A 21,324-nucleotide genomic window follows, 5' to 3' on the forward strand; every position below is an offset into this window, starting at 1 on the left:
CGGGTGCCCGCCCCGCCCGGCGAAGGGCGGGGCGGGCACACCGCAGGCGCCGCGCGCCAGGGCTAGAACTCGTCGTCGAAGGAGACCGACCCCTCGACCGCGACCTGGTACGCCGAAGGCCGCCGCTCGAAGAAATTGGTCAGCTCCTGCACGCCCTGCAGCTCCATGAAGGAGAAGGGGTTCTCAGAGCCGTAGACCGGCGCGAAGCCGAGGCGCTGCAGCCGCTGGTCTGCGACGCACTCCAGGTACTCGCGCATCGAGTCGGTGTTCATGCCCGGCAGACCGTCGCCGCACAGATCGCGGGCGAACTGCAGCTCGGCCTCGACGGCCTCCTTCAGCATGTCCGTGACCTGCGTCTGGAGCGCGTCATCGAAGAGCTCGGGCTCCTCCTTGCGGACGGTGTCGACCACGTCGAAGGCGAAGCTCATGTGCATCGTCTCGTCACGGAACACCCAGTTGGTGCCGGTCGCCAGACCGTGCAGCAGACCGCGGCTGCGGAACCAGTAGACGTACGCGAAGGCACCGTAGAAGAAGAGGCCCTCGATGCATGCCGCGAAGCAGATGAGGTTGAGCAGGAAGCGGCGGCGGTCGGACTGCGTCTCCAGCCGGTCCAGCTTCTCGACCGAGTCCATCCACTTGAAGCAGAACTGCGCCTTCTCGCGGATGGAGGGGATCTCCTCCACCGCGTCGAACGCGGCGGCCCGGTCCTCCGGGTCGGGCAGGTAGGTGTCGAGCAGCGTCAGATAGAACTGGACGTGCACGGCCTCCTCGAAGAGCTGTCGGCTCAGGTAAAGGCGCGCCTCGGGGGAGTTGATGTGCTTGTAGAGCGTCAGGACCAGGTTGTTCGAGACGATCGAGTCGCCGGTCGCGAAGAACGCGACGAGCCGGCCGATCAGGTGCTGCTCCTCGGGCGTCATCTTCGCCAGGTCGGCGACGTCCGAGTGGAGGTCGACCTCCTCGACGGTCCAGGTGTTCTTGATCGCGTCCCGGTAGCGCTCGTAGAAGTCCGGGTAGCGCATGGGGCGCAGGGTCAGCTCGAAGCCCGGGTCGAGGAGGTTCTTCTCGCTGTTCGTGGTGGAGCTCATTACTGGCAGGCCTCGCAGGACTCGGGGTTTTCCAGGGAGCAGGCGACGGCGTCTTCGGCCGTGACCTGCGCGGGGACGGGGGCGGTGGCCGCGGCGCCGGAGCCGCCGGCCGCGCGGGCGATGCGCGTCGCGGGGCGCGAGCGCAGGTAGTACGTGGTCTTCAGGCCCCGCTGCCAGGCGTACGCGTACATCGAGGAGAGCTTGCCGATGGTCGGCGTCTCCAGGAAGAGGTTGAGCGACTGCGCCTGGTCGAGGAACGGGGTGCGGGCGGCGGCCATGTCGATCAGGCCGCGCTGCGGGATCTCCCACGCCGTGCGGTACAGCGCGCGGACGTCCTCGGGGATCCAGTCGAAGCCCTGCACCGAGCCGTTGGCCTCGCGCAGCGCCTCCCGGGTCTTCGCGTCCCAGACGCCCAGCCGCTTCAGCTCCTCCACGAGATAGGCGTTGACCTGGAGGAACTCACCGGACAGCGTCTCGCGCTTGAAGAGGTTGGAGACCTGCGGCTCGATGCACTCGTAGACACCGGCGATGGAGGCGATGGTCGCGGTCGGCGCGATGGCGAGCAGCAGCGAGTTGCGCATGCCGGTGGCGGCGATACGTGCGCGCAGCGCCGCCCACCGCTCCGGCCAGGTCAGCTCGACGCCGTAGTGGTCGGGGTGCAGGACGCCGCGCGCGGTGCGGGTCTTCTCCCAGGCCGGGAGCGGACCGTTCCGTTCGGCCAGGTCCGCGGACGCCTCGTACGCGGCGAGCATGATCCGCTCGGCGATCCGGGTGGAGAGCGCGCGCGCCTCGGGGGAGTCGAAGTCCAGCTTCAGCTGGAAGAAGACGTCCTGGAGGCCCATCGCGCCGAGGCCCACCGGACGCCACTTGGCGTTGGAGCGGCCGGCCTGCTCGGTCGGGTAGAAGTTGATGTCGACGACGCGGTCGAGGAAGGTGACGGCGGTGCGGACGGTGTCGTCGAGCCGCTCCCAGTCGATGTCCCCGTCGCGTACGAAGGCGCCGAGGTTCACGGACCCCAGGTTGCAGACGGCGGTCTCCCCGTCGTCCGTCACCTCCAGGATCTCCGTGCAGAGGTTCGAGGAGTGCACGGTGTGGCCGGGCTCGGCGGTCTGGTTGGCGGTGCGGTTGGCGGCGTCCTTGAACGTCATCCAGCCGTTGCCGGTCTGCGCGAGGGTGCGCATCATGCGGCCGTACAGGTCGCGGGCCGACATCGTCTTCTTCGCGAGCCCGGCGGCCTCCGCCTTCCGGTACGCGGCGTCGAACTCCTCGCCCCACAGGTCGACGAGCTCGGGCACGTCGGACGGCGAGAACAGCGACCACGGCTGGTCGGCGGCGACCCGGCGCATGAACTCGTCGGGGATCCAGTGCGCGAGGTTGAGGTTGTGCGTGCGCCGCTGGTCCTCACCCGTGTTGTCGCGCAGCTCCAGGAACTCCTCGATGTCGGAGTGCCACGTCTCCAGGTAGACCGCGGCCGCGCCCTTGCGCCGCCCGCCCTGGTTCACGGCGGCGACCGAGGCGTCCAGCGTCTTCAGGAACGGCACGATGCCGTTGGAGTGCCCGTTCGTGCCGCGGATCAGCGAACCCCGGGAGCGGATCCGGGAGTACGAGAGGCCGATGCCGCCCGCGTGCTTCGAGAGCCGCGCGACCTGGTGGTAGCGGTCGTAGATCGAGTCGAGCTCGTCCAGCGGGGAGTCGAGGAGGTAGCAGGACGACATCTGCGGGTGGCGGGTGCCGGAGTTGAAGAGCGTCGGCGAGGACGGCAGGTAGTCCAGGCGGCTCATCAGGCCGTAGAGCGCGGCGACTTCGTCGACGGCGCGGGCGCTCCCATCCTCGGCGAGGCCGCTCGCGACGCGCAGCATGAAGTGCTGCGGCGTCTCGATGACCTGCCGGGTGATGGGGTGGCGCAGCAGATAGCGGCTGTGCAGGGTGCGCAGGCCGAAGTAGCCGAAGCGGAAGTCGGCGCCGTCGGCGAGCGCGGCGTCCACGAGCGCGTCGAGCCGGGCCGCGTGCTCCGTCACGAAGGACGCCGTGCGGTCGGCGATCAGGCCCTCGCGGTGGCCGACGGCGATCGACTCGGTGAAGGAGCGCACGCCCTGCGACGCGGCCTCGGTGGCGATGGAGAGGCTGAGCAGCCGCGCGGCGAGCCGGGAGTACGCCGGGTCCTCGGAGATGAGCCCCGCGGCCGCCTCGGTCGCCAGCTCCCGCAGCTCCGCCTCGTCGGCCCGGGCCGACCGGCCCCGCAGCGCCGCGGCGGCGACCCGGCCGGGGTCGGTGTCGGGGAGGTCGGCGGTGAGGTCGGTCAGGGTGCGCAGCAGTACGGCACCCGGTCCGTCGGTGCCTTCGGCACCCTCGGTGCTGTCGGTGGGCTGCGGTGCCCGCGCTGACGCAGGTTCGGCAGGCGCGATGGTCACGTGGAGCTCTCCCTCGCTCGGCTCTGGGCCTGGGGGAGGGGATGGCACACACGGGCGCACCCGGGCAGGGCGGCGTACCGCGTCCACCGGCCCATTCCACGAGGCCCGGACGGTCGGCACCCGGGCCGGACGGCTCGGGTGCACTGCCGGCAGGTCTTCGGACTCCGCGTACGACAAATGCGTACACGTCTACCGTTGCGGGACAGTTCCGGACTTGCACCGGATTCCCCTGCGGCGACAGCGAGCACGAGCATACATCTTGTGCCGCGCTCCTGAAGCGGGCCCACATCTTGTGTCGGCCCAGGGGGCTTGCGGCTAGAGCTTCAGCGCGTACGCCAGCAGCGGCACCGTCTCGATCGGCCTCCAGTCGCGCTCGGGCGTCCGCACGAAACCGAGGCGCTCGTACAGCCGGTGGGCGGCGTGCATGGACGTCTGCGTGGACAGGACGAGCGCGCCGCGACCCGCCTCCGCGGCGCGCCGCACGCACTCCCGTACGAGCGTCTCGCCCACGCCCCGGCCGCGCGTCCCGGGGGAGACGGCCAGCATGCGGATCTCCGCCTCGCCGTCCCGCGCGATGTCGGCCATCGGGCCGCCGGCCGGCACATAGGTGACGCAGCCGAGTATCTTCCCGTCCGCCGCGGCCACCAGGACCTCGGCCGCCGCCGCCCGCGACGGCACGTCGCGCAGCACCGCGAGATAGGGGTCGTCCGCCCCGAAGTCCAGGTGTCCGCCGTCGAGATAGGCCTGCGCGGTGAGGTCGCCGAGCGCCTCGTACTCCTCGGGGTGCGCCCCTCTGATGGTGATCGTGAAGTCCATGGGGCGAAGTGTGCAACAGGAGTACGACGATGGGCCGCCGGTTTTCCGGCGGCCCATGTCACGTGCGGGGGAGCGGTGTTCAGTGTCCGGCGCCCGCCGTCGCCTTCGGGAGTTCCTGTACGACGCCGGGGTCGCCCGCGTCCGCCGTGTAGTCCTCCGGCGACGTCTCGTCGATGCCCTCGGGGGCCTTCAGCGCCTTCAGGACGAAGGTGAGGACCACGGTCACGACGACGTTCAGGACGAACGCGGTGAGACCGATGTAGCCGATCTCGCCGATGCCCGGGATCGTGTCGGAGGAGCCACCGAAGTGCTTCTGCGTGGGCGAGGCGACGCCGTACGCGGCGAGCGTGCCGTAGACCATGCCGACCGCCCAGCCCGCGAGCAGCGCCCAGCGGTGGAACCACCGGGTGAACAGGCCGCCGACCAGCGCGGGCATCGTCTGCAGGATCCAGATGCCGCCGAGCAGCTGGAAGTTGATCGCCACGGTCTTGTCCATGCCGAGGACGAAGACGAGGGCGCCCACCTTCACCATGAGCGAGACCAGCTTGGAGACCTTGGTCTCCTGCTCGGGCGTCGCGTCGGGCTTGAGGAAGTCCTTGTAGATGTTCCGGGTGAAGAGGTTCGCGGCCGCGATGGACATGATGGCGGCCGGCACGAGCGCGCCGATGCCGATCGCCGCGAAGGCGACGCCCGTGAACCAGTCGGGGAACATGTCCTCGAAGAGCTGCGGGATCGCGAGCTGGCCGTTGTCGACCTTGACCCCGGCCGCGATCGCCATGAAGCCGAGCAGCGCGAGCAGGCCCAGCATCAGGGAGTACAGGGGCAGGATCGTGGTGTTGCGGCGGATCACGTTGCGGCTCTTGGAGGAGAGCGTCGCCGTGATCGAGTGCGGGTACATGAAGAGCGCGAGGGCCGAGCCGAGCGCCAGCGTCGCGTACGTCCACTGACCGGCCTCCGGCGGCGCGAGCGCGCCGCGCGGCTTGTCGGTCGCCGGGTTGGTCTGCGAGAAGGCGTCGCCCGCCTTGGCGAAGACGTCGTCGAAGCCGCCGAGCTTGATCGGGATGTAGATGATCGCGACGACGATGACGAGGTAGATCAGGCCGTCCTTCACGAACGCGATCAGCGCGGGCGCGCGCAACCCCGACGAGTAGGTGTACGCGGCGAGCACCGCGAACGCGATCAGCAGCGGCAGGTCCTTGATGAACCAGTTGGTGTCGGGCCCGCCGCCGATGCCCATGACGTCGAGAACGGCCTGGATGCCGACCAGTTGGAGCGCGATGTACGGCATCGTGGCGAGGATGCCGGTGACCGCGACCGCCAGCGAGAGCCCCTTGGAGCCGAAGCGTCCGCGCACGAAGTCGGAGGTGGTCACATAGCCGTGCTTGTGCGAGACGGACCACAGGCGCGGCAGGAAGGTGAAGATCAGCGGGTAGACGAGGATCGTGTACGGCACGGCGAAGAAGCCGGCCGCGCCCGCCGCGTAGATCGCCGCGGGGACGGCCACGAAGGTGTACGCGGTGTAGAGGTCGCCGCCGAGCAGGAACCAGGTGACCCAGGTGCCGAACGAGCGGCCGCCGAGGCCCCATTCGTCCAGGCTCTGGTCGTTCTCGGCCTTGCGCCAGCGGGCGGCCAGGAAGCCCATGACCGTGACCGCGAGGAAGAAGAAGATGAAGACGGCGAGTGCGACGCCGTTGACTCCGTCGTTCATGACCGCGCCTCTTCCTTGCGGGCGCGCTGGTCACGCTGCCACAGCTTGTACGCGATCATCGTGAGCACCGTGGAGATGAGCACCCACAGCATCTGGTACCAGTAGAAGAACGGGATGCCGATGAAGGTCGGCTCGATCTTGGCGTAGGAGCTCACCCACAGCATCGCCACGAAGGGCGCGACAAGGCAGACGGCGATGACCACGCGGACCGGCGTGACGACCGGTCTGTTCACTTCCGGCGCATCTGACATAGCGCGGCTCCGTTCCCTCACTTATCCCGTGCTTAACGTGCGGGAAATCTAAGCGAGAGTCTTGATCTATGGAACCCCTGTCCGGATAACGGACGAGTCACCGGACCGTCGATGTGCCTGCTCAGCAGCAGCGGAAGCCCTGTCGCGGGTCCGACTCCTGTTGGTCTGTCCGCATGCGCTCAAATGCGCGGCGGCTGGGGACGGCTGCGGCCGGATGGTCCCTTCGCAAATGAGCCACATAGCGGTCGTACGCCGACTCGTCCGTCAACTCCCGTGCGTACCAGCGAATCCACCGCAGCCCTCGCAACACCCACGTCATGGGGTGAGCTCCCGCTTCTCCTCCGCGGTCGCGAAGAGCCCGGCCGGCGCGGCCAACTTCGACTCCACGTACGGCGCTTCGCTCAGCCGCGAGGCTGCGGGGTTGCGGACGTGCCGGACGCACACGCGGGCCGCGTCCACGATCACGATGACGATGAGCAGGGCGAGGGTCGCCGAAAGGACGCCGTCCACCGTGGAGTTGGTGACGACGGTGTGCATGTCGTCCATGGTCTTGGCGGGCGGCAGGATCTTGCCCTCGTCGATGGCGTCCTGGTAGTTCGCGCGCTGCTGGAAGAAGCCGACGCGCGGGTCGCTGGAGAACACCTTCTGCCAGCTCGCGGTGAGCGTCACCGTCGCGTCCCAGGCGAGCGGAACGCCGGTGATCCAGGCCCACTTGAGGCGCCCGGACTTGACGAGCAGCGTGGTGCAGACGGCGAGGGCGACGGCCGCGAGGAGCTGGTTGGCGATGCCGAAGATCGGGAAGAGCTGGTTGATCCCGCCGAGCGGCTCGTGCACGCCCACCCAGAGGAAGTATCCCCACAGACCGGTGACGAGGGCGCTCGTGATGATGAGTCCAGGTTTCCAACTCACCCTCTTGAAGGGCTTGTAGACGTTCCCGAGCATGTCCTGCAGCATGAAGCGGCCCACGCGCGTGCCCGCGTCCAGCGCGGTCAGGATGAAGAGCGCCTCAAACATGATCGCGAAGTGGTACCAGAAGGCGCGCATCGAGCCGCCGGTGACCTTCGAGAAGATCTCCGAGACGCCGACCGCGAGCGTGGGCGCGCCGCCGGTGCGGGAGAGCAGCGAGGACTCCTCGACGTTCTTGGCGGCCTGCGCCAGTTCGGCCGGCGAGATGGAGTACCCGAAGCCCGCGACGGCCTTCGACGCCTCCTGGACGGTGTCGCCGACGACGCCCGCCGGCGCGTTCATCGCGAAGTACAGGCCCGGGTCGATGATCGAGGCCGCGACGAGCGCCATGACCGCGACGGACGACTCCATCAGCATGGAGCCGTAGCCGATCATCCGGACCTGCGTCTCCTTCTGGATCATCTTCGGCGTCGTGCCCGAGGAGATCAGCGCGTGGAAGCCGGAGAGCGCCCCGCAGGCGATGGTGATGAAGACGAAGGGGAAGAGCGAGCCCGCGAATACGGGCCCGTCGCCGCGCGAGGCGAAGTCGGTCACCGGGTCCATCTTCAGCGTGGGCAGCGTGACCACGACGCCGAGCGCGAGCAGGACGATGGTGCCGATCTTCATGAAGGTGGAGAGATAGTCGCGCGGCGCGAGCAGCATCCACACCGGCAGGATCGAGGCGACGAATCCGTACGCCACCAGCCAGATGACCAGCGTCGAGGGTGCCAGCGTGAAGGTGTCCGCGAGGGACGACTCGGCGACCCAGCGCCCGCCGACGAGTGCGAGCAGCAGCAGCGCGATGCCGATCAGCGAGACCTCGCTGACCCGGCCGGGGCGCAGTACTCGCAGGTAGAAGCCCATCAGCAGGGCGATCGGAATGGTCATCGCGATGGAGAAGGTGCCCCACGGCGACTCGGCGAGCGCGTTGACGATGACCAGCGCGAGCACCCCGAGCAGGATGATCATGATGGCGAAGGTGGCGAGCAGCGCGGCGGCGCCCCCGAACGGGCCGATCTCCTCGCGCGCCATCTGCCCGAGCGACTTGCCGTCGCGCCGCGTCGAGAAGAACAGCACGACCATGTCCTGCACGGCGCCCGCGAAGATCACGCCGACGATGATCCAGATGGTGCCCGGCAGATACCCCATCTGGGCGGCGAGGACCGGGCCCACCAGCGGCCCCGCGCCCGCGATCGCCGCGAAGTGGTGGCCGAGCAGCACGCGCCGGTCGGTCGGATGGAAGTCGATGCCGTTGTCGAGCCGCTCGGCCGGGGTGGCGCGGGTCCTGTCGACCTTGAGGACTTTGTACGCGATGAACTTCGAGTAGAAGCGGTACGCGATGGCGTACGTGCCGAGGGCCGCCGCCACCATCCAGGCGGCCGACACCTCCTCGTCGCGGGCGAGTGCCAGGACGGTCCAGCCCGTGGCGCCGACCAGCGCGACGAGGGACCAGATGACGATGGATCGAGGGTTCGCTCTGCGCACCGGGTCGTCCTCCCGCTCATCTTGCGATGACGTTCATCGTGCGATGACGGGAGGAACCTAGGGCAGGGAGGTGATCCGCGCCAGACCCCCGGGTGTGCGGTCAGTCCGTGGGTCTCTTGAGGCGGGCGACGAACTTGTACCGGTCGCCGCGGTAGACGGAGCGCACCCACTCCACCGGCCGGCCGTTTCCGTCCTGCGAGTGACGGGAGAGGAGCAGCATCGGCAGGCCGACGTCGGTGCCGAGCAGGCCGGCCTCGCGCGGGGTGGCGAGGGAGGTCTCGATGGTCTCCTCGGCCTCCGCGAGGTGCACGTCGTACACCTCGGCGAGCGCCGTGTAGAGGGAGGTGTACTTGACCAGGGAGCGGCGCAGGGCGGGGAAGCGCTTCGCCGACAGGTGGGTGGTCTCGATGGCCATCGCCTCGCCGTTGGCGAGCCGCAGCCGCTCGATGCGCAGGACGCGGCCGCCGGCGCTTATGTCGAGCAGGCCCGCGAGGGTGTCGTCGGCGGTGATGTAGCCGATGTCGAGGAGCTGCGAGGTCGGCTCCAGGCCCTGGGCCCGCATGTCCTCCGTGTACGAGGTGAGTTGCAGGGCCTGCGACACCTTCGGCTTGGCGACGAACGTGCCCTTGCCCTGGATCCGCTCGAGCCGGCCCTCGACGACCAGCTCCTGGAGGGCCTGGCGGACCGTCGTACGGGAGGTGTCGAACTCGGCGGCGAGCGTGCGCTCCGGGGGGACGGGGGTGCCGGGCGGCAGCGTCTCCGTCATGTCCAGCAAGTGCCGCTTCAGGCGGTAGTACTTGGGCACGCGCGCGGTGCGGCCGACGCTCGGGCTCTCCGGGGGCGCGCCCACATCGGTCCCGGTACTGCCCGCTTCGGTGCCCATGCTCCGCCTTCCCGGCTCCTGTGCTGCTGCCGTCACCGGCTCCTCCGTCTGTCGCGGCTCACATCGTGGCACGGTACGGGCCGACCCGACTCTGCCTGCTCAGGTGTCGGTCCGATAACGGACGCGACAGCCCTTCTTATACACCCTTGACACCCCTAAAGGTCTAGGCCAAGCTCCCCCGTACTGGTCTACACCATTAAAGACCAGGTTCCAGTCCCACGGGCAGATCTCGGTCCATTCGGTCGCTGCGGGTGGGGGGTTGACTGGCATCCCTTGAGGAGGGTGAACGTGAAGCGCAAGCTCATAGCGGCCATCGGTGTCGCGGGCATGTTGGTCTCGGTCGCGGCCTGCGGCAGTGACGACGGCGACAAGAAGTCCGGCGGGGCCGACGGCTTCAAGGGGGAGACCCTGACGCTCTGGGCGATGGACGGTTCCACGCCGGACAAGTGGCAGAAGGACGTCACGGCGGCCTTCGAGAAGAAGACCGGCGCGAAGCTGAAGTTCGAAGTCCAGCAGTGGAACGGCATCCAGCAGAAGCTGACCACCGCCCTCTCCGAGGAGAACCCGCCGGACGTCTTCGAGATCGGCAACACCCAGACCGCCGCGTACGCCAAGACGGGCGGCCTCGCCGAACTCGGCGACCTCAAGGAGTCCATCGGCGCCGACTGGACCGAGTCGATGAACAAGGCCTCGGTCGTCGACGGCAAGCAGTACGCCGCCCCGTGGTTCGTCCTCAACCGCGTCGTGATCTACAACAAGAAGATCTGGGCCGACGCCGGCATCAAGAAGACCCCCAAGACGCGCGCCGAGTTCCTCAAGAACCTCAAGCAGATCGGCGAGAAGACCGACGCCGAGCCGATCTACATGCCCGGCCAGTTCTGGTACCACTTCGTCGGCCTGACCATCGGTGAGGGCGCCGAGCTGGTCAAGAAGGACGGCGACAAGTACGTCTCCAACCTGGACGACCCGAAGGTCGTCAAGGCCATGAAGACGTACCAGGAGTTCCAGAAGCTCTCCAAGGCCCCCAAGAACAAGGACGAGGCCACCCCGCAGCAGGGCGAGGTCTTCGGCAAGGGCAAGACCGCCACGATGATCGCCATGCCGTGGGAGGCCGCCCTGGCCATCAAGGCCGACAAGAAGATCGAGAAGGACATCGGCTACTTCACGATCCCGGGTGCCACCGCGGACAAGCCCGAGGGTGTCTTCCTCGGCGGCTCCAACCTCGCCATCGCCGCGACCAGCAAGAAGCAGGAGCTCGCCAAGGAGTTCCTGAAGATCGCGCTGAGCGACAAGTTCGAGGGCCAGTTCGCCAAGGAAGGCGGCGTCATCCCGAACAAGAAGTCGCTGGAGTCCTTCCTCGCGGGCAACCCGGCCGCCAAGGCCATGTCCCCCGCCACCCCCGGCGGCGGCATCACGCCGCTGATCCCGGAGTGGGGCGCGGTCGAGAACCCGCCGAACCCGATCAAGAACTACATGACCGCGGTGCTCAACGGTAAGTCGCCCGAAGCCGCCGCCAAGCAGGTCGAGGGCGAGCTCAACAAGCGCCTGTCGCAGAAGCAGTAAGACCACCCCCTCTCGCCGGGGGCGGCGGGTGACACGCCCTCGCCGCCCCCGGCACACCTCTGCGTACCGCTATGCCCACGAAAGAGATGGCGAGCATGACCGTGCAGAAGACCGAACGGCCGCCCTCCGGCCCGACGGAGGTGCAGACACCGGGTGGCGGGCCACGGCCAGAAGGCCCCCGCAAGTCCCGGGGACGTCTCGCCGGCCTCACGCCCTATCTGCTTCTTGCCCCCGCGATCATCGGCACCCTGCTGCTGCTCGGCTGGCCACTGGTCAACAACGGGATCCTGTCGTTCCAGAACCTCAACATGCGGCAGTTCATTCTGCACTTGACCGAGTGGAACGGATTCGACAACTACAAGGACGTCCTCACCGGCGAGGACTTCTGGCGGGTCGTGGGACGCTCGGTCGTCTTCACCGCCGTCAACGTCGTCCTGATCATGATCCTCGGCATGCTGGTCGGACTGCTGCTCGCGCGGCTCGGCCGGAAGATGCGGACGTTCCTCATGATCGGGCTGGTGCTGGCCTGGGCCATGCCCGTCGTCGCGTCGACCACGGTCTACCAGTGGCTGTTCGCGCAGCGCTTCGGCGTCGTCAACTGGGTGCTCGCCAAGATCGGCTTCGAGTCGATGGCCGACCACGACTGGCTGGCCACGCAGTACTCGACCTTCTTCGTGGTGCTTCTCCTGATCGTCTGGCAGTCGATCCCCTTCGTGGCGATCAACCTGTACGCCGCCACGACGACCATCCCCAAAGAGCTGTACGAGGCCGCTTCCCTGGACGGTGCCGGTGCCTGGAAGCAGTTCACCCAGGTGACGCTGCCGTATCTGCGGCCCTTCCTCTACGCCACGACGTTCCTGGAGATCATCTGGGTCTTCAAGGCGTTCGTGCAGGTCTTCACGCTCAACGAGGGCGGGCCCGACCGGCTCACCGAGATCCTCCCCGTCTACGCCTACATCGAGGGCATGGGCAACCAGCACTTCGGCATGGGTGCCGCGATCGCGATGCTCACCATCGTCATCCTGCTGGCCATCACCTCGTACTACCTGCGGATCGTGCTCAAGCAAGAGGAGGACGAGCTGTGAAGCGCTCGCTGATGGGCCGGCTCTGGCCCAACCTGACCGCCGTCGTTCTCTTCGTCCTCTCCGTCTTCCCCGTCTACTGGATGTTCGCGACGGCCTTCAAGCCGACCGGCGACATCATCGCCGAGGACCCGGTCTGGTTCCCGACCGACGCCACCCTCGAGCACTTCAAGACGGCGATGGACGTCGACCACTTCTGGACCATGGTCGGCAACTCCCTCACCGTGACGATCCTCGCCGTCGTCTTCTCCCTCATCATCGGCGTGACCGCGGCGTTCGCCCTCGCCCGGATGCGCTTCAAGGGGCGGCGCGGGTTCATCATCGGCTTCATGCTGGCGCAGATGGCGCCCTGGGAAGTCATGGTCATCGCGATCTACATCATCGTGCGCGACGCGGACATGCTGAACAGCCTGATCCCGCTGACCCTGTTCTACATGGTGATGATCCTGCCCTTCACCCTCCTCACGCTCCGCGGCTTCGTCGCCGCGGTGCCGAAGGAGCTGGAGGAGTCCGCCATGGTCGACGGCTGCACGCGCATGCAGGCCTTCCGCCGCGTCATCCTGCCGCTGCTCGCGCCGGGCCTCATGTCGACCTCGCTCTTCGGCTTCATCACCGCCTGGAACGAGTTCCCGCTGGCCCTCGTGCTCAACAAGGAAGCGGACGCCAGGACGCTGCCGATCTGGCTGTCCAGCTTCCAGACCGCCTTCGGCGACGACTGGGGCGCCACGATGGCGGCGGCCTCCCTCTTCGCCATCCCGATCCTGATCCTCTTCGTCTTCCTGCAGCGCAGGGCCGTCAGCGGCCTCACCGACGGCGCAGTGAAGGGATAACGCCTGATGACGACTCTCACGACGCACGCCGGTGACACGCTCACCCGCAACGCCCTCGCAGTCCTGCAGCCCGGCTTCGACGGCACCGCCACCGTGCCGGACTGGGTGCGCCACCGGATCGGCGAAGGCCTCGCCTCCGTCAGCCTCTTCGGCCGCAACGTGCGCACCGCCGAGCAGGTCGCCGCGCTCACCGCGCAGCTGCGTGCCGAGCGCGACGACCTCCTGATCGCCATCGACGAGGAGAGCGGCGACGTCACCCGCCTGGAGGTGCGCACCGGCTCCTCCTACCCGGGCAACCACGCACTCGGCGCCGTCGACGACACGACGCTGACTCGCGAGGTCGCCGCCGACCTCGGCCGCCGCCTCGCCGCCTGCGGCATCAACTTCAACTGGGCGCCGTCGGCAGACGTCAACGCCAACCCCGACAACCCCGTCATCGGCGTACGCTCCTTCGGCTCGGACCCCGACCTGGTGGCCCGGCACACGGCCGCCTACGTCGAGGGCATGCAGTCGTCCGGCGTCGCCACCTCCGCCAAGCACTTCCCGGGCCACGGCGACACGGCGATCGACTCGCACCACTCCGTGCCGGTCATCGACGTCGACCGGGACGTGCTGAACTCCCGCGACCTGGCACCGTTCCGCGCCGCCATCGCCGCCGGCACCCGGGCCGTGATGAGCGCCCACGTGCTGGCCCCGGCCCTGGACCCGGACAACCCCGGCACCCTCTCCCGCCGCATCCTGACCGGCCTGCTCCGCGAGGAGTTCGGCTACGACGGCCTCATCGTCACCGACGGCATGGACATGCAGGCCATCGCCGGTACGTACGGCTTCGAGCGCGGCTGCGTCCTCGCCATCGCCGCCGGCGCCGACGCGATCTGCACGGGTGGCGGGCCCTCGGACGAGGGCACCGTGCTGCGGCTGCGGGACGCCTTCGTCGCGGCGGTGCGCTCGGGCGAACTGTCCGAGGAACGGCTCGCCGACGCGGCCGACCGCGTGCGGGCACTCGCGGGCTGGGCCGCGTCGTCGAAGGCGCCGGGCGCGGACGGGCGTCCGGGCAGCGCCCCCGACTCCGGCATCGGCCTGGTCGCGGCCCGCCGCGCACTGACGGTCACCCGCGGCGAGACCTACGCGGCCCCGGTCACCGAGGCGCCCTACGTCGCCACCTTCTCCCCCCTCCCCAACATCGCGGTCGGCGACGAGACCCCCTGGGGCGTCACCGCCGAACTGACGCGCCGCTTCCCCGGCACGGCATCCGGCACCTTCTCCGGCGACGGCGCCGGCGAGCAGGCCCTCGCGGCAGCGGGGCAGCGCCGCATCGTCGCCGTGGTCCGCGACGCACACCGCCACGTGTGGATGGCGGACGCCCTGAAAACCCTCGTCTCGTCCCGCCCGGACACGGTCGTCGTGGAGATGGGCGTCCCCCAGTCCACCCCGACCGGCGCCCTCCACGTCGCCACACGCGGCGCGGCCCGGGTCTGCGGCGAGGCGGCGGCGGAGGCCGTCACCACGGGCTGATCCATCCGCAAGGCACGTAGAAGGGGCGCCCCGGATGGGGGCGCCCCTTCTACGTGCTTTGCGGGTGCTTGCCTGTGGGTGCTTGTACGGCCCCTTGCGGGTGCTGCTACAGCCCCTGCCAGTCCGGCTTGTTCGCGTACGTGTGCCGGAAGTACTCCGCCAGCTTCAGCTTCGATGCCGCGGCCTCGTCCACCACGACCGTGGCGTGCGGGTGCAGCTGCAGCGCCGAGGCGGGCACGACCGAGGCGACCGGCCCCTCCACCGTCGCGGCCACCGCGTCCGCCTTGCCCTCACCCGTGGCGAGCAGCACCAGGTGCCTCGCCTCCAGGATGGTCCCGATGCCCTGGGTGATGACGTGGTGCGGAACCTGCTCGATGTCCCCGTCGAAGAAGCGCGCGTTGTCCACCCGCGTCTGCTCCGTCAGCGTCTTGATCCGCGTCCGGGACGCGAGCGACGAACACGGCTCGTTGAACCCGATGTGCCCGTCCGTGCCGATCCCGAGCAGTTGCAGATCCACCCCTCCGGCCTCGGCGAGCGCCTTGTCGTACGCCACACATGCCGCCTGCACGTCCTCGGCGCTGCCGTCCGGCCCCATGAAGGAGGCCTCGCTCAGCCCGAGCGGCTCGACGACCTCGCGCAGCACCACGGACCGGTACGACTCGGGGTGCCCCGGCGGCAGCCCCACGTACTCGTCGAGCTGGCAGATGCGCGCCCGCGAGGCATCCACGGACCCGGCCGCGACCTTGGCGGCCAGCGCTTCGTAGATGGGCAGCGGGGTGGATCCGGTGGCGACACCGAGCAGGGCGTCAGGCTTACGGCGCACCAGGGCGGCCATGGCCTCCGCTATGAGCTCGCCGCCTGCCTTGGCGTCCGGGACGATGACAACTTCCACGCTGGGCCTGCCGATCTGGAGTGGTGATACCGACTGGTGGTATAGACCAATCTAGCAGAGCTGCCTGGAACCGCACCGCCGGAACAGCCGATTCCTGCGGTTCCTGCGGTCCGGTTCCGGGCCCCGGTCCCCGGGCTCCGGTCCCCGGCCGCCGGTCTCGGGTCTCCGGTCCATGCTCGGCTCTCCGTCCCGCGTCCGCCCGTCGAGCGGTCGGCGTTACGGCAGCCCATCGCGGACCAACCCCCGTCACACCCCCAGCACCGACCCTCCCGTCGCGTCGATGTACTGGCCGGTGATCCAGCGCGCGTCGTCCGACGCCACGAAGGAGACGATGTCCGCCACGTCGGCGGGCTGGCCTATGCGGTCGAAGGCCGAGTACCCGGCCATCTCCGACCGCTGCGCCTCGGGGATGCCGTCCATCATTTCCGTCTGGATGATGCCGGGCGCGACCGCGTTGACCGTGATCCCCCGCGGGCCGAGCTCCTGGGCCAGGGTGTGGGTCAGCACGTTCACCGCGCCCTTCGTCATCGAGTACGCCACGGTGATCGGGAAGGCGATGCGCGTGACGCCCGACGAGATGTTGATGATCCGTCCGCCGTCGCGCAGCCGGTCGAGCCCCTTCTGGACGACGAAGAACAGCGCCTTGGTGTTGACGGCGAACACGCGGTCGTAATCCGCTTCCTGGACCTCTGCCACGTGGCTGTACAGGCCGATGCCCGCGTTGTTCACCAGGATGTCCAGGCCGTCCGCGTGCCGGTCGAACTCCGACCAGAGCGCCTCGGCGTCACCGGGCACCCCCAGCTCCGCGCCGAAAGCGAAGGCCGAGCCGCCCGCGGCCTCGATCGCCGCCACGGTCTCCTTCGCCGCCACCTCGTTGCTGCCATAGTGCACGGCGACCCGCGCCCCGTCCCGGCCGAGGCGCTCGGCGATGCCCCGCCCGATGCCGCGGCTGCCGCCGGTGACCAGCGCCGTCTTCCCCGCGAGCCTGCCCCGCTGATTCCCCTGCTCGGTCCCCTGCTCGTCCCGCTGCTCGGTTCCCTCGAACGCACCCATGTCAGGCGCCCCCTCTTTCTCTAGTGGTCGCTACAGAAAGAACGCTACCCCACGCCCCATCCCTTTTTCTAGTGCCCGCTATACAATTCACTCCATGGCGACGAAACAGCGTGGACGCCCCCGCTCCTTCGACCGCGAGACGGCCCTGGAGCAGGCGGTCCGTACTTTCTGGGAGAACGGATACGAGGCGACGTCCGTCTCGGACCTCACACGCGTCATGGGTATCGGGGCGCCCAGCCTCTACGCCGCGTTCGGCGACAAGCGCAAGCTCTTCGACGAGGTCGTGGTGAGGTACGGGGCGACGCACGGATCCTTCGGCGGCCGCGCCTTCGACGAGGAGCCGACCGCGCGCGCCGCCGTCTCCCGGCTGCTGCACGAGGCCGCGGCCGAGTTCACCGACCCGGACCACCCTCGCGGCTGCCTCGTCATCACGGCCGCCACCAACTGCACGACGCCGGAGGTCGAGCAGGACCTGCGCGAGCGGCGCAACGCCAACGTGGCGGTCATCGAGTCCCGTATCCGCGCGGCCGTCGCGGCGGGGGAGCTGCCGGGCCATACCGACCCCGCCGCCCTCGCCCGTTACACGGCAGCGGTCTTCCAGGGGATGTCGCACCAGGCCAGGGACGGCGCCACCAGGGCCGATCTGGAGGCGGTGGCGGATCTCGCCATGCGGGCGTGGCCGGCCCACCAACAAACATCCGTCGACGCATAGACACAGGAGAATGGTCTAGTCCACAATGCGTGGGTAAAGCCTCCGCTCTTCCCGCACAGGAGAGCGGATCGAGGAACCGGCGCTCTCTGCCCTGACCGCGTCGGAACCTCCTGATCGGCTGTTCAGTACCGCACATTCTGGCGGCCGATGCACCTGAAGGGCTGCGGTGCCGTGGGTGGGTTGAGGGTCCCACCCTGGCGCCGCGGCTCGTCGGGCACGCCCGGAGCTCGGTCACCGTCCGGAGCTTCGACGGCGCGGGCCCGCCGGACGTGAAAGGTACGCTCGCACACGTGCCCTCCATGAACGACCTCGTACGCCAGCACACCGCCCTCGGTGACTCCGACCTCGAGTGGCTGCATCTGCTGGTCTCGGAGTGGCAGCTGCTCTCCGACCTCTCCTTCGCAGACCTGGTGCTCTGGGTCCCCACGCGCGACGGAACCCGCTATGTCTCCGTGGCGCAGATGCGGCCCAACACCGGCCCCACCTCCTACCAGGACGACATGGTCGGCCACCTCGTCCCGCGCGGCCGCCGTCCCCTCCTCGACGCCGCCCTGGACGAGGGCCGCATCGTGCGCGAGGGCGACCCGGAGTGGCGCGAAGAGGTGCCGGTGCGCGTCGAGTCCATTCCCGTACGCAGGGAGGGGCGCGTCCTGGGTGTCATCGCCCGCAACACCAACCTGCTCACCGTGCGCACCCCTTCACGTCTGGAGCTGACCTACCTCCAGTCGGCGTCCGACCTCGCGCAGATGATCGCCGCGGGATCGTTCCCCTTCCAGGGGCAGCAGGTCGACATGGACGCCTCCCCGCGCGTGGGTGACGGTCTGCTGCGGCTCGACGCCGAAGGTGTCGTGCAGTACGCGTCGCCGAACGCGCTCTCCGCGTACCACCGCCTCGGTCTCGCGTCGGACCTGGTGGGCCACCACTTGGGTACGGCGACGGCCGAACTCGCGCCGTCCCGGGGCCCGGTGGACGAGGCCTTGGCCAAGCTCGCGAGCGGCTGGGCGCCGCGCGAGTTCGAGATCGAGGGCGGCGACGGCGTGATCCAGCTGCGCGCGATCCCGCTCAAGCCCAAGGGGCCGCGCATCGGTTCCCTCGTACTCGTGCGCGACGTGACGGAACTGCGCCGCCGCGAGCGGGAGTTGATCACCAAGGACGCGACCATCCGGGAGATCCACCACCGGGTGAAGAACAACCTCCAGACGGTGGCCGCCCTGTTGCGGCTGCAGGCCCGCCGCATCGACTCCGCCAAGGGCCGCGAGGCCCTGGAGGAGGCCGTGCGCCGCGTGGGTTCCATCGCGATCGTCCACGAGACGCTCTCCCAGAACCTCGACGAGCGCGTGGAGTTCGACGAGATCGCCGACCGGGTGCTCGCGATGGTCGCCGAGATCTCGCCCGGCAAGGTCACGGGCCGGCGCACCGGCCGCTTCGGAATCCTGGACGCGGAGGTCGCGACACCGCTGTCGATGGTGCTCACGGAAATTCTGCAGAACGCTCTGGAGCACGGCTTCCGCGAGGGGGACACCGGCACGGTCGAGGTGTCCGCCGTGCGGGGCGGCACCACCAAGGAAGCGCGGCTGCTGATCACCGTCCAGGACGACGGCATCGGTCTGCCCGCGGACTTCGACCCGCACCGCTCGGGCAATCTCGGCCTGCAGATCGTCCGCACCCTGGTCGAGGGCGAGCTGGGCGGCACCTTCGACATGGTCCGCGCCCCGGAGCGCGGCACACGGGTGGTCCTGGACATTCCGGTGCGCGGCGACAAGTAACGGCGGCAAACGGTCGGCGCGAGTGCCCACATGGAAAGAAAGCAGTGAGCCCCGGACCTGAGTGGTCCGGGGCTCACTGCTCACGTTGCGATGCGCATCGGGGGTACTGCGCGGCTGCGGCTCGGGGGCGGGAGTTGCGTACTCGCCGTACGCGCCGCCAAGCTCAGGCTCGTGGGGGGCGTGAGCGTCAGGCGCTGGCCTGGCGAGCACGGTTGCGAGCGGCGCGGCGCTTCATTGCACGGCGCTCGTCCTCGCTGAGGCCACCCCAGACGCCGGAGTCCTGGCCGGACTCGAGCGCCCACTGCAGGCACTGCTCCATGACGGGGCAGCGGCGGCAGACGGCCTTGGCTTCCTCGATCTGCAGCAGCGCAGGACCGGTGTTGCCGATGGGGAAGAAGAGCTCGGGGTCTTCCTCGCGGCAAACGGCGTTGTGACGCCAGTCCATGGCTGCTACCTCTCCTTGGTATTACATGCGGGTTGCTTGTGAATGTGAACGCTTTCACGAATCCCCCCGCACGGGAAGGGCCGACGCCCAGTTGCCTGGTGTGGACCTGTGGTGGAGGAGGGGTTCTGGCGATCTGTGGGGCCGATGTTGCGGGCCGTCCCGATCGCCATGTAGAGATTCGCAAACCTCGGCTGCGGATACAACCCCTTCAGGAAAGTTTTTTTTGATTCCTCAGTGTCGACTGGGTCACAGCCGTACTTCCATGGGGTGGACCCTGGCCTAAACGTTCGAGTGAAAGGACTTTAGCCCCTTCCACTCACACAATCACACGCAGTGCACGGCGTACGCCTGTGAACGTCACGCTCGTCCGCAGCCCCAAGTGGTCACCGTCCATCTGGAGGGGCAGGGGCACCTTCGAATGCAAGGTGAAGTCCGTGAGGTCGTGGAGCGTAACCGCGTGCTTACCGTGCGGTCCGCGCTCCGGCGTCGACGTCAGAAGTTGAGTGCCGTACCGGGCCACCGCGGCCGTCGAGAGCTTCTTCAGGCCGAGGACGTCCAGGCCCGTGTCGAAGGAGGCCTGCGGGGACGCGTACAGCGGGCGATTGCCCAGGTAGGAGTACGGAGAGGTGTTGCACACTATCGACATGACCAGGTCGGTCACCGGGTCCTCGCCGGGCCGCTCCAGGGTGATCATTCCGTGCCTGCGGTGGGGCTCGTCGATGAACTGCCGGAGCACCTGGCGCACATAGAGGGCGTGCGTCGAGCGCCGGCCGAGCTCACGCTGCTGTTCGACTCTGCCGACCACTCCGCCGTCGAAGCCGAGGCCCGCACAGAACGTGAACCAGCGCGAGGGCACGGCCTCGTCCTCGGTTCCCGGCGTGCCGCCCGCGATACCGAGGCCCACCGTGCGCTCGCTGCCCTCGCGCAGGGCGTCCAGGAGGGCGCCGGTGGCCTCCACGGCGTCGTTGGGCAGTCCCAGGGCGCGGGCGAAGACGTTGGTGGAGCCGCCGGGGACGACGGCCAGGCGGGGGAGGCGGTCGGGATCGGGGCCGTGGTGCAGCAGACCGTTGACGACTTCGTTGACGGTGCCGTCGCCGCCGAGGGCGACGACCAGCTCGATGTCCTTGCTCTCCGCGGCCTGCCGGCCGAGGTCCCTGGCGTGGCCGCGGTACTCCGTGGTGACCGCGTCGAGCTTCATCTCGCTCGCCAGTGCGTGCACCAGCACATCACGCGTACGCGCACTGGTGGTGGTAGCCGCCGGATTGACCACGAGGAGTGCACGCATGCGAAGCAGACTACCTAGCGCTCTCGGGGCGGCCTAGACCGAGGTGCCGGGGCGGAGGGCCCCGGAGCTACCCTGCTCGGGTGAGTACTGAGCGGAAATCCACCCCCGAAGCCCCGGAGCCGGCCGAGCCGGGCCCGCGTCCCGCGCGGGTGACCGCCGCCGCGGCCCTGGTCGCGCTGGAGGGCGTCGCCCTCCTTGCCGGGGGCGTGTACATGCTCGTGATGAGCCTCGCCGGATCGTCCGACGACCCGAAGTCGGCCGGGACCGGCGGCATCACGCTGATCGTCCTCGCGCTGCTTCCGCTGCTCGCCGCGCGCGGACTGCTGAAGCTGCGCCGATGGAGCCGCGGACCCGCGATCATCACCCAGATCCTGGCGCTTCCGGTCTCCTGGCAGATGCTGCAGGCCGACAGCGTGGCGATCCCGGCCGGCATCGTCCTCGCGCTCACGGCGGTCGCGTCGCTCGTCTTCCTGGTCAACCCGGCGACCACCGAGGCCCTCGGCATCCAGGGCCCCGGCAACGTACAGGATCAGAAGTAGGACACGTGGGGTATCAGGAGCGAGCCGCTCGGGTTACGGAGCGCATCGCTACGGAGAG

19 protein-coding genes and 1 riboswitch are annotated in these 21,324 nt (G+C 69.1%); of the genes, 7 read left to right on the forward strand and 12 right to left on the reverse strand.

Annotated elements, in window-relative coordinates; genetic code table 11:
* Window positions 1-62: 62 nt before the first annotated feature.
* The 8 genes from ACI2L3_RS22550 to ACI2L3_RS22585 all read right to left on the reverse strand — a co-directional run bounded on the left by ACI2L3_RS22550 (window position 63) and on the right by ACI2L3_RS22585 (window position 9,584).
* The gene (locus ACI2L3_RS22550; RefSeq protein ID WP_404754167.1) at window positions 63-1,085 is read right to left on the reverse strand and encodes a ribonucleotide-diphosphate reductase subunit beta; all 1,023 of its coding nucleotides are present in this window, start codon (window positions 1,083-1,085) and stop codon (window positions 63-65) included.
* On the reverse strand, window positions 1,085-3,496 hold the full coding sequence (locus ACI2L3_RS22555) for a ribonucleoside-diphosphate reductase subunit alpha (RefSeq protein WP_404754168.1): 2,412 nt from the start codon (window positions 3,494-3,496) through the stop codon (window positions 1,085-1,087). Before ACI2L3_RS22555 ends, ACI2L3_RS22550 begins: the two co-directional genes overlap by 1 nt.
* A gap of 130 nt (window positions 3,497-3,626) precedes the next feature.
* A riboswitch (cobalamin riboswitch) is annotated at window positions 3,627-3,763 on the reverse strand.
* 48 nt (window positions 3,764-3,811) lie between these two features.
* A complete protein-coding gene (locus tag ACI2L3_RS22560; RefSeq protein ID WP_404754169.1) occupies window positions 3,812-4,312 on the reverse strand; it encodes a GNAT family N-acetyltransferase in 501 nt (166 codons plus the stop codon).
* Window positions 4,313-4,391: 79 nt separating this feature from the next.
* Window positions 4,392-6,020, reverse strand: coding sequence for a monocarboxylate uptake permease MctP (gene mctP / locus ACI2L3_RS22565; RefSeq protein WP_404754170.1), 1,629 nt, complete (start codon window positions 6,018-6,020; stop codon window positions 4,392-4,394).
* A complete protein-coding gene (locus ACI2L3_RS22570; protein ID WP_404754171.1) occupies window positions 6,017-6,271 on the reverse strand; it encodes a DUF3311 domain-containing protein in 255 nt (84 codons plus the stop codon). Before ACI2L3_RS22570 ends, mctP begins: the two co-directional genes overlap by 4 nt.
* A 121-nt stretch (window positions 6,272-6,392) precedes the next feature.
* Entirely contained in the window at window positions 6,393-6,590 is a 198-nt protein-coding gene (locus ACI2L3_RS22575) for a CstA-like transporter-associated (seleno)protein (protein WP_404754172.1), read from the reverse strand.
* A complete protein-coding gene (locus ACI2L3_RS22580) occupies window positions 6,587-8,701 on the reverse strand; it encodes a carbon starvation CstA family protein (RefSeq protein WP_404754173.1) in 2,115 nt (704 codons plus the stop codon). Before ACI2L3_RS22580 ends, ACI2L3_RS22575 begins: the two co-directional genes overlap by 4 nt.
* Before the next feature lie 100 nt (window positions 8,702-8,801).
* Window positions 8,802-9,584 carry a GntR family transcriptional regulator gene (locus tag ACI2L3_RS22585; protein ID WP_404754174.1) on the reverse strand — a complete coding sequence of 261 codons (783 nt, stop codon included), beginning with the start codon at window positions 9,582-9,584 and terminating at the stop codon, window positions 8,802-8,804.
* Window positions 9,585-9,872: 288 nt separating this feature from the next.
* Between ACI2L3_RS22585 and ACI2L3_RS22590 the strand changes: the two genes are divergently transcribed.
* The 4 genes from ACI2L3_RS22590 to ACI2L3_RS22605 all read left to right on the forward strand — a co-directional run bounded on the left by ACI2L3_RS22590 (window position 9,873) and on the right by ACI2L3_RS22605 (window position 14,574).
* Complete coding sequence (locus ACI2L3_RS22590) at window positions 9,873-11,147, forward strand: extracellular solute-binding protein (protein ID WP_404754175.1); 1,275 nt, start codon at window positions 9,873-9,875, stop codon at window positions 11,145-11,147.
* 95 nt (window positions 11,148-11,242) lie between these two features.
* Window positions 11,243-12,232, forward strand: a complete 990-nt coding sequence (locus tag ACI2L3_RS22595) for a carbohydrate ABC transporter permease (RefSeq protein ID WP_404754176.1) — start codon at window positions 11,243-11,245, stop codon at window positions 12,230-12,232.
* On the forward strand, window positions 12,229-13,059 hold the full coding sequence (locus ACI2L3_RS22600; protein WP_404754177.1) for a carbohydrate ABC transporter permease: 831 nt from the start codon (window positions 12,229-12,231) through the stop codon (window positions 13,057-13,059). Before ACI2L3_RS22595 ends, ACI2L3_RS22600 begins: the two co-directional genes overlap by 4 nt.
* Window positions 13,060-13,065: 6 nt before the next feature.
* Window positions 13,066-14,574, forward strand: a complete 1,509-nt coding sequence (locus tag ACI2L3_RS22605) for a glycoside hydrolase family 3 protein (RefSeq protein ID WP_404754178.1) — start codon at window positions 13,066-13,068, stop codon at window positions 14,572-14,574.
* A 106-nt stretch (window positions 14,575-14,680) separates the two neighbouring features.
* Here ACI2L3_RS22605 and nagB read toward each other — a convergent pair whose 3' ends face one another.
* Together nagB and ACI2L3_RS22615 are read right to left on the reverse strand one after the other, a co-directional pair.
* Window positions 14,681-15,466 carry a glucosamine-6-phosphate deaminase gene (gene nagB, locus ACI2L3_RS22610; protein ID WP_404754179.1) on the reverse strand — a complete coding sequence of 262 codons (786 nt, stop codon included), beginning with the start codon at window positions 15,464-15,466 and terminating at the stop codon, window positions 14,681-14,683.
* A 246-nt stretch (window positions 15,467-15,712) separates the two neighbouring features.
* Window positions 15,713-16,519, reverse strand: a complete 807-nt coding sequence (locus ACI2L3_RS22615; RefSeq protein ID WP_404754180.1) for an SDR family oxidoreductase — start codon at window positions 16,517-16,519, stop codon at window positions 15,713-15,715.
* A 94-nt stretch (window positions 16,520-16,613) separates the two neighbouring features.
* Between ACI2L3_RS22615 and ACI2L3_RS22620 the strand changes: the two genes are divergently transcribed.
* Window positions 16,614-17,231 (forward strand): TetR/AcrR family transcriptional regulator, encoded by a 618-nt coding sequence (locus ACI2L3_RS22620; RefSeq protein WP_404754181.1) that lies wholly within the window; start codon window positions 16,614-16,616, stop codon window positions 17,229-17,231.
* Between the two features lie 299 nt (window positions 17,232-17,530).
* Window positions 17,531-18,997, forward strand: a complete 1,467-nt coding sequence (locus tag ACI2L3_RS22625; protein WP_404754385.1) for a sensor histidine kinase — start codon at window positions 17,531-17,533, stop codon at window positions 18,995-18,997.
* 187 nt (window positions 18,998-19,184) lie between these two features.
* On the opposite strand, the gene ACI2L3_RS22630 is transcribed toward ACI2L3_RS22625, so the two are convergent.
* Window positions 19,185-19,442: a WhiB family transcriptional regulator gene (locus ACI2L3_RS22630; protein ID WP_016639615.1), complete on the reverse strand. Its 258-nt coding sequence runs from the start codon at window positions 19,440-19,442 to the stop codon at window positions 19,185-19,187.
* A gap of 316 nt (window positions 19,443-19,758) precedes the next feature.
* Entirely contained in the window at window positions 19,759-20,727 is a 969-nt protein-coding gene (locus tag ACI2L3_RS22635) for a diacylglycerol/lipid kinase family protein (protein ID WP_404754182.1), read from the reverse strand.
* Window positions 20,728-20,807: 80 nt separating this feature from the next.
* Here ACI2L3_RS22635 and ACI2L3_RS22640 point away from each other — a divergent pair, with 80 nt between their 5' ends.
* A complete protein-coding gene (locus tag ACI2L3_RS22640) occupies window positions 20,808-21,266 on the forward strand; it encodes a hypothetical protein (protein WP_404754183.1) in 459 nt (152 codons plus the stop codon).
* Window positions 21,267-21,324 lie beyond the last annotated feature (58 nt).

Source organism: Streptomyces sp. NPDC029674 (assembly GCF_044903205.1).
Classification (GTDB): Bacteria; Actinomycetota; Actinomycetes; order Streptomycetales; family Streptomycetaceae; genus Streptomyces.